The organism is Haloferax sp. KTX1, from assembly GCF_902410085.1.
Taxonomy (GTDB): Archaea; Halobacteriota; Halobacteria; order Halobacteriales; family Haloferacaceae; genus Haloferax; species Haloferax massiliensis.
Genome location: NZ_CABPRH010000020.1, coordinates 23,525 through 29,782 on the forward strand (window position 1 = coordinate 23,525; position 6,258 = coordinate 29,782).

6 protein-coding genes are annotated in these 6,258 nt (G+C 64.7%); all 6 read left to right on the plus strand.

The window, feature by feature from the left end; genetic code table 11:
• Positions 1-33 precede the first annotated feature (33 nt).
• Entirely contained in the window at positions 34-960 is a 927-nt protein-coding gene (locus tag FY251_RS20040) for a carbohydrate ABC transporter permease (protein WP_148416745.1), read from the plus strand.
• The gene (locus FY251_RS20045; protein ID WP_042665829.1) at positions 960-1,925 is read left to right on the plus strand and encodes a carbohydrate ABC transporter permease; all 966 of its coding nucleotides are present in this window, start codon (positions 960-962) and stop codon (positions 1,923-1,925) included. The genes FY251_RS20040 and FY251_RS20045 overlap by 1 nt, the downstream gene beginning before the upstream one ends.
• 95 nt (positions 1,926-2,020) lie before the next feature.
• On the plus strand, positions 2,021-3,202 hold the full coding sequence (locus FY251_RS20050) for an ABC transporter ATP-binding protein (protein ID WP_042665830.1): 1,182 nt from the start codon (positions 2,021-2,023) through the stop codon (positions 3,200-3,202).
• A gap of 168 nt (positions 3,203-3,370) precedes the next feature.
• Positions 3,371-4,405, plus strand: a complete 1,035-nt coding sequence (rhcE, locus tag FY251_RS20055) for a 2-keto-3-deoxy-L-rhamnonate dehydrogenase (protein WP_148416746.1) — start codon at positions 3,371-3,373, stop codon at positions 4,403-4,405.
• 87 nt (positions 4,406-4,492) lie between these two features.
• Positions 4,493-5,698, plus strand: a complete 1,206-nt coding sequence (gene rhcD, locus FY251_RS20060; RefSeq protein ID WP_148416747.1) for an L-rhamnonate dehydratase — start codon at positions 4,493-4,495, stop codon at positions 5,696-5,698.
• Positions 5,699-5,700: 2 nt separating this feature from the next.
• Positions 5,701-6,258: LLM class flavin-dependent oxidoreductase (locus tag FY251_RS20065; protein ID WP_148416748.1), on the plus strand; the 558-nt coding region annotated here is incomplete at its 3' end.

A 6,258-nucleotide genomic window follows, 5' to 3' on the forward strand; every position in this document is an offset into this window, starting at 1 on the left:
ACGACGGCGGCCCAACGGCGGTGAGTTACGGCCATGAGCTACTCGAAGCAGGCGAGGGGCTCGTTCGAGAGCGTCTCCGAGCGGATTCCGGAGGGCGTCAAGGTGTACCTCCCGGTCCTGCCGGTGACGGCGCTCGTCGGACTGTTCATCCTCTATCCCATCGCGCAAGCCATCTATTCGAGCTTCTTCAACAAAGACCTGCTCGCGCCCAGCGAGGCCGAGTTCGTCGGACTGGCGAACTACGCCGAAATCTGGTCGAATCCGACTATCCATCAGGTCCTGTGGAACACGCTCATCTGGGTCGTCGTCGGCAGTTCCGCCGCTATCGTCCTCGGCTTCCTGATGGGCTGGCTCCTCCACGAGAAGCTCCCGTACACGAGCGTCGCGAGCGCAATCGTGCTCATCCCGTGGGTCCTCCCGCGGGTCGTCGGCGCGTCCATCTGGCAGTTCATGTTCGGCGGGTCGCAGGGCATCATCAACGAACTGCTCGTCCAGCTCGGCGTCGTCGACGAGTACATCGTCATGCTCGGCTCGACGGAGCTCTCGTTGTGGCCCCCCATCATCGGGATGATTTGGCGGCTCGCACCGCTTTTCGCGCTGTTGACGCTCACGTCCTTGCAGGGCATCGACGAGCATCTCTACGAGGCCGCGCGCATGGACGGCGCGACACCGTGGGAGCAGTTCCGGTTCATCACCATCCCGATGATGCGGTACAACCTCGCCATCGGGTTCCTCCTGATGCTCATCTACAACATCAGGAACTTCTCGATGATTTGGGTGATGACGAAGGGCGGCCCCGGCGTCTCCAGCAGCACGCTCCCGGTCATGATTTACCGGACGGCGTTCGTCGACTTCGACGTGGGGCTGGCGTCGGCGCTGTCGCTCATCCTGTTCGTCGTCCTGCTCGTGTTCTCGTACTACTACATTCAGGTGTACGACCAAGTGCGGGGTGACGTCTGATGGCGGCGCAAGACCCCGACCCGGCCGCCGAGTTCCGGCGCAACGAGTCGTGGCTGTTCGACACCACGGCGGGCGCGTACGTCCGCAAGACGGCGGTTTCGCTCCTGACGCTCGTCGTCTTCGCGTTCGTCCTCTTCCCGCTGTACTGGATGGTCGTGACGGCGTTCAAGACCACCGCGGAGATTCAGCAGATTCCGCCGACGGTGTACCCGAACGACTTCTCGTTGGAGGGCTTCCGGCTCGTCGTCGAGTCGTCGATTCAGGCGGGCGGCTACACCTCGCTGTTCGCTAACCTGTTCGGCTGGCAGGCGTCGTCGGCCATCGACATCGACATCCTGTCGCTCGTGCTGAACAGCCTGAAAGTCGCCGTCGGCGCGGGCGCGATCGCGCTCGTCCTCGGGACGGCCGCGTCGTACGTGCTCTCGCGCCGCGACTTCGTCGGGAAGAACGCGCTCATGAGCATCTTCCTCGCGTCGCTGATGTTCCCGGGGACCGCCATCATGGTCCCCGAGTGGGAACTCGTCTCGGCGCTCGGCCTGTTCAACACGCACCTCGTGTTGATCTTCATCTACGGCGCGATGACCGCGCCGTTCGTCGTCTGGCTGATGAAGGGCTTTTTCGACGACTTCCCGGACTCGATTATCGAGGCCTCGCGCATCGACCAGTGTAGCTCGATAGAGACGTTCTGGTACGTCATCGTCCCGATGGCGCGGAACTCGCTCATCGCGTCGTTCATCTTCGCGTTCCTCCTCGCGTGGAACGAGTTGGTGTTCGCGCTGACGCTCCTCGACAACTCGCGGTACACGGTTCCGCCGGGCCTCCTGACGTTCGTGCAGGGGTTCAACACCCAGTGGAACGTCGTCGCCGCGGCCTCCATCATCATCTCGCTTCCCGTCCTGCTCGGACTGGCCTACATCCAGCGCTACTTCGTGCAGGGACTCACCGGCGGCGCGATTAAGGGATAACACCCTTCTCCCGCCGTCTCGACGTACCGAACGTCCCGGTCAACGTTTGCCGTCGGTCGCTAGGTTTAAGAGGCGCAACACGCTAATGATTTACAATGACACACCTCACAGTAGACGGTGTCACGAAGATTTTCGGCGACCCCGACAAAGACGGCGTCGTCGCAGTCGACGAACTCGACATTGACGTTGAAGACGGGGAGTTTCTCGTTTTGCTCGGCCCGAGCGGGTGCGGGAAGACGACGACGCTCCGGATGATCGGCGGACTGGAGACGCCGACCTCCGGTGAGATTCGCTTCGACGACGTCGTCGTCAACGACATCAAAGCCCGCAACCGCGACGTGGCGATGGTGTTCCAGGACTTCGCGCTCTATCCGCATATGACCGTCCGAGAGAACCTCGGGTTCGGCCTCAAGCGGGAGGACAACGGCATGTCGACGGCGGACGTCAACGAGCGGGTCGAGGAAGTGGCGACGATGCTCGAAATCGAACAGCTCCTGAACAACAAGCCCGCACAGCTTTCGGGCGGGCAGAAACAGCGCGTCGCGCTCGGCCGAGCGATCATCCGCGAGCCGCGGCTGTTCCTGTTCGACGAGCCGCTCGCGAACCTCGACGCGAAGCTCCGCAAGACGATGCGGACCGAAATCGACGAACTGCAGTCCGAGGTCGGAATCACCTCCGCGTACGTCACCCACAACCAGGAGGAGGCGATGACTATCGCCGACAAAATCGCCGTCCTCAACGACGGCGCGCTCCAGCAGTTGGGTCGCCCGGAGGAGGTGTTCAACGAGCCCGCGAACCTCTTCGTCGCGCAGTTCGTCGGCAGTCCGGACATGAACATCTACGACGGCGTCGTCGAGGAGGCCGCCGACGGCGTTCGCGTCGAACTCGACGGCGTGAGCTTCGAACTGCCGAGCGACGCCCTCGACGCGGAGGTGCCGCCCGGCGGCGTCAACGTCGGCTTCCGGCCGCAGGACTTCTACCAGACGGGCAAGCGGCGCGCCGACGGACTGACCTTCGACGTCGATATCCGCGTCATCGAGCCGGTCGGAACGAAAGCCATCGTCCACGGCGACGGCCCCATGGGCGACGTCACAGCCGAAATCGGCGAGTTCCACGGGCTGTCGGCCGGTGACACGCTGTCGCTTTCCATCGCGCCCGAACACGTCTACCTGTTCGACGCCGAGACGGAGGCGCTGCGCAAGGGCCGGCGTATCGAAAACCGGGCGTCCGTCCAATCGCAGTCCCAGTCGTCGGAGTCGGACGGCGTCGAAATATAACTCGGCGCGACTACCCCCCAGCAAACGTCGGCGGGCGTGGTGTCTCGCGGCACGCAGAGCCGCGGCTTCAGCCGCGCTACGGCCGAAATTCCCCGCCCGCACCCAAACATATTAATCGGTGTGTTCACATGGTGTAACCGAGACGAACTCACACGGTTATTCGCAACTATGAAAGCCATTATTCAGACCGGGCCGCGCTCGGTAGAGACACAGGAGCGGGAGGTCCCCACTCCCGACGCAGACGAACTGCTCATCAAGGTCCATACCGCGGGACTCTGCGGGAGCGACGCCCACGCCTACAAGTACGACGGCGGCTACGAGTGGATTCCCATCCCGCGCGTCATGGGCCACGAGTACTCCGGGACGGTCGCCGAGGTCGGCGAGAACGTCGAGACGTTCGCGGTCGGCGACAAGGTCGTCGAGGAGCCGATTCACGACTGCGGGCACTGTTTCCAGTGTAAGAACGGTCAGCCCAACGTCTGCCAGAACTTCTCTATCACCGGCATGCACCGCGACGGCGCGTACACCGAGTACGTCACCGTCGCCCCCGAACACGTCCACGCCGTCCCCGAGGACGTGCCGCTCCGGCACGCGGCTATCACCGAACCGACGAGCATCGCCACGCGCGCGGTCCTCGACCAGTCGGTGACGACGCCGGGCGATAACGTCCTCGTCGAGGGGCCGGGCCCAATCGGCGTCCTCGTCGCCGCCGTCGCCGACTCTCTCGGCGCGAACGTCGTCGTCTCCGGGCTCGGGCAGGACGCGGCGTATCGCCTCCCGCTGCTCGAAGACCTCGGCATCGACACGGTGAACCTCGAAGCAGAAGGCGGCCTCGACGAGCGGGTCGAATCGCAGACCGACGGCGTCGGATTCGACGTCGTCTTCGACGCGACGGGCCACCGAAGCGGCGTCGTCTCCGGGAACGACGTCGTCCGCAAGGGCGGCCAAATCGTCGTCGTCGGCATCCCGAACTCGCCGAGCGAACTCAGCCTCACGTCGACCGTCCGCGGCGAGGTCGACATCAACACCTCTTACGGGTCGACGTGGACGAACTTCGAACAGGCGCTTCGACTCATGGAGCGCGGCGAAATCGCGGTCGACAAGATTATCGACACCTCCTACGGCGTCGACGACCCGGCCGAGGCGTTCGAGGCGTTCCTCGACTCCGAGACCTGCAAGCCGGTCTTCCAGTTCGACGGCTGAGCGACCCCGCTTTCCGGCCGCGGACCGCCCGACGACAGAAACTATTTTACCCGTGCCGATTGGATGTGAAGTTGTACCAAACAAATCATGGAGATTACAGACATCTCAGCGACGAAAATCAGCAACGAGTCGTGGGGCGAGTTCATCGAGTTCCCGCTCGTCACCATCATGTCGAAGTACGACGAGTACCGCAACGTCGACGGCGAGAACCCGCAGGCCCGCCGCAAGTGGATGGGGCCGGTGGGCGACGTGGTGGTCGAGGTCGAGACCGATGCGGGCATCACCGGCGTCGGCGTCGGCAACTGGGGCACCGGGGCCATCGCCACCGTCGTCGAGGAGACGCTCTCGAAACTCGTCGTCGGCGAGGACCCGATGCAGCGCGAGCTGCTCTGGGAACAGATGTACCGCGCCACGCTCCCGTTCGGCCGGAAGGGCGTCGCCATCATGGCCATCAGCGCGGTCGATCAGGCGCTGTGGGACATCGCCGGGAAGGAGGCCGGCAAGCCGGTGTACGAACTGCTCGGCGGCCCCACCAAAGACGAGATTCCCGCCTACGCGTCGAACCTCCACCCCGTCGACATGGAGAAGCTCGAACGCGAGGCCGTCCAGTACGTCGAGGAGGGCTTCGACGCGATGAAGCTCCGGTTCCTCCACGGCCCCGAGGACGGCCGCGCGGGCATGAAGAAAAACGAGGAAATCGTCGCGACGGTCCGCGACGCCGTCGGCGACGACATCGAAATCGCGGGCGACGCCTACATGGGCTGGTCGGTCAAGTACGCAAAGGAGATGACCCAACGCCTCGGCAAGTACGACATGGCGTGGGTCGAGGAGCCGGTCATCGCCGACGACATCTCCGGCTACGCCGAGGTCCGCGAGGCCGCGCCGATGCCGATTTCGGGCGGCGAACACGAGTTCACCCGCTGGGGCCACGAGGACCTCCTCGAAGCGGGTGCGGTCGACATCCTCCAGCCCGACGTGGGTCGCGTCGGCGGCATCACGGAACTCAAGAAGGTCGCCGACATGGCCGAAGTCCACGACGTGCCCGTCATCCCGCACGCCGGCACGAACCCGACGCTCCACGCCATCGCCGGGCACACGAACATGCCGATGGCGGAGTACTTCCCGACCCCCGAGTGGTTCGAGGAGCGACAGGAGAAACGCGAGTCGACCTACGCCGACGCCATCTTCCAGAACCCGCCGTCGCCGGAAAACGGATCGATTCCGCTCCCCGACGAACCCGGCGTCAGCACGCAACTGAACCGCGAGGCGCTCGAACACTTCGCCATCGAGTAACGATGTCTGACATCAGCTTCGAGTACAACGTCCCCGTCTTCGCGGGCGCGCCCGACGAGGGGACCGAGCCGACGCACCGCGACACGCCGGCGTACGAGGCGCTCGACTGGGAGACGACCAAGATGGGCGTCCAGAAGGCGGAGGAACTCGGCTTCGACGCGGCGTGGGCACCCGACCACCTGCTTTTGGGCCGCGACCACGCCGAGTACGAGTGCTGGACGCTGCTGTCGGCCATCGCCGGCTTCACCGAGGACATCAACCTCGGCTCGCTCGTCCTCTGTAACGACTACCGCAACCCGGCGCTCGTCGCCAAGATGGCGGCCACGCTCGACGTGATTTCCGACGGCCGGCTGGAACTCGGCCTCGGCGCGGGCTGGCACGAACCGGAGTACGACGCCTACGGCTGGGAGTACCGCGACGGCTTCGAGCGCCTGATGCGGCTCGACGAGTCCATCCGCCTCATGAAGCGCATGTGGGCCGCCGGTAGCGACGGCGCGAGCTTCGACGGGAAGCACTACCAAATCGAGGACGCCTACTGCGTCCCCGGCCCCGTCCAAGAC

What these genes read in the sequence shown, in the direction of transcription:
- FY251_RS20040 (WP_148416745.1), top strand. Translation starts at nt 34, where the DNA reads ATGAGCTACTCGAAGCAGGCGAGGGGCTCGTTCGAGAGCGTCTCCGAG.
- FY251_RS20045 (WP_042665829.1), top strand. Translation starts at nt 960, where the DNA reads ATGGCGGCGCAAGACCCCGACCCGGCCGCCGAGTTCCGGCGCAACGAG.
- FY251_RS20050 (WP_042665830.1), top strand. Translation starts at nt 2,021, where the DNA reads ATGACACACCTCACAGTAGACGGTGTCACGAAGATTTTCGGCGACCCC.
- rhcE (WP_148416746.1), top strand. Translation starts at nt 3,371, where the DNA reads ATGAAAGCCATTATTCAGACCGGGCCGCGCTCGGTAGAGACACAGGAG.
- rhcD (WP_148416747.1), top strand. Translation starts at nt 4,493, where the DNA reads ATGGAGATTACAGACATCTCAGCGACGAAAATCAGCAACGAGTCGTGG.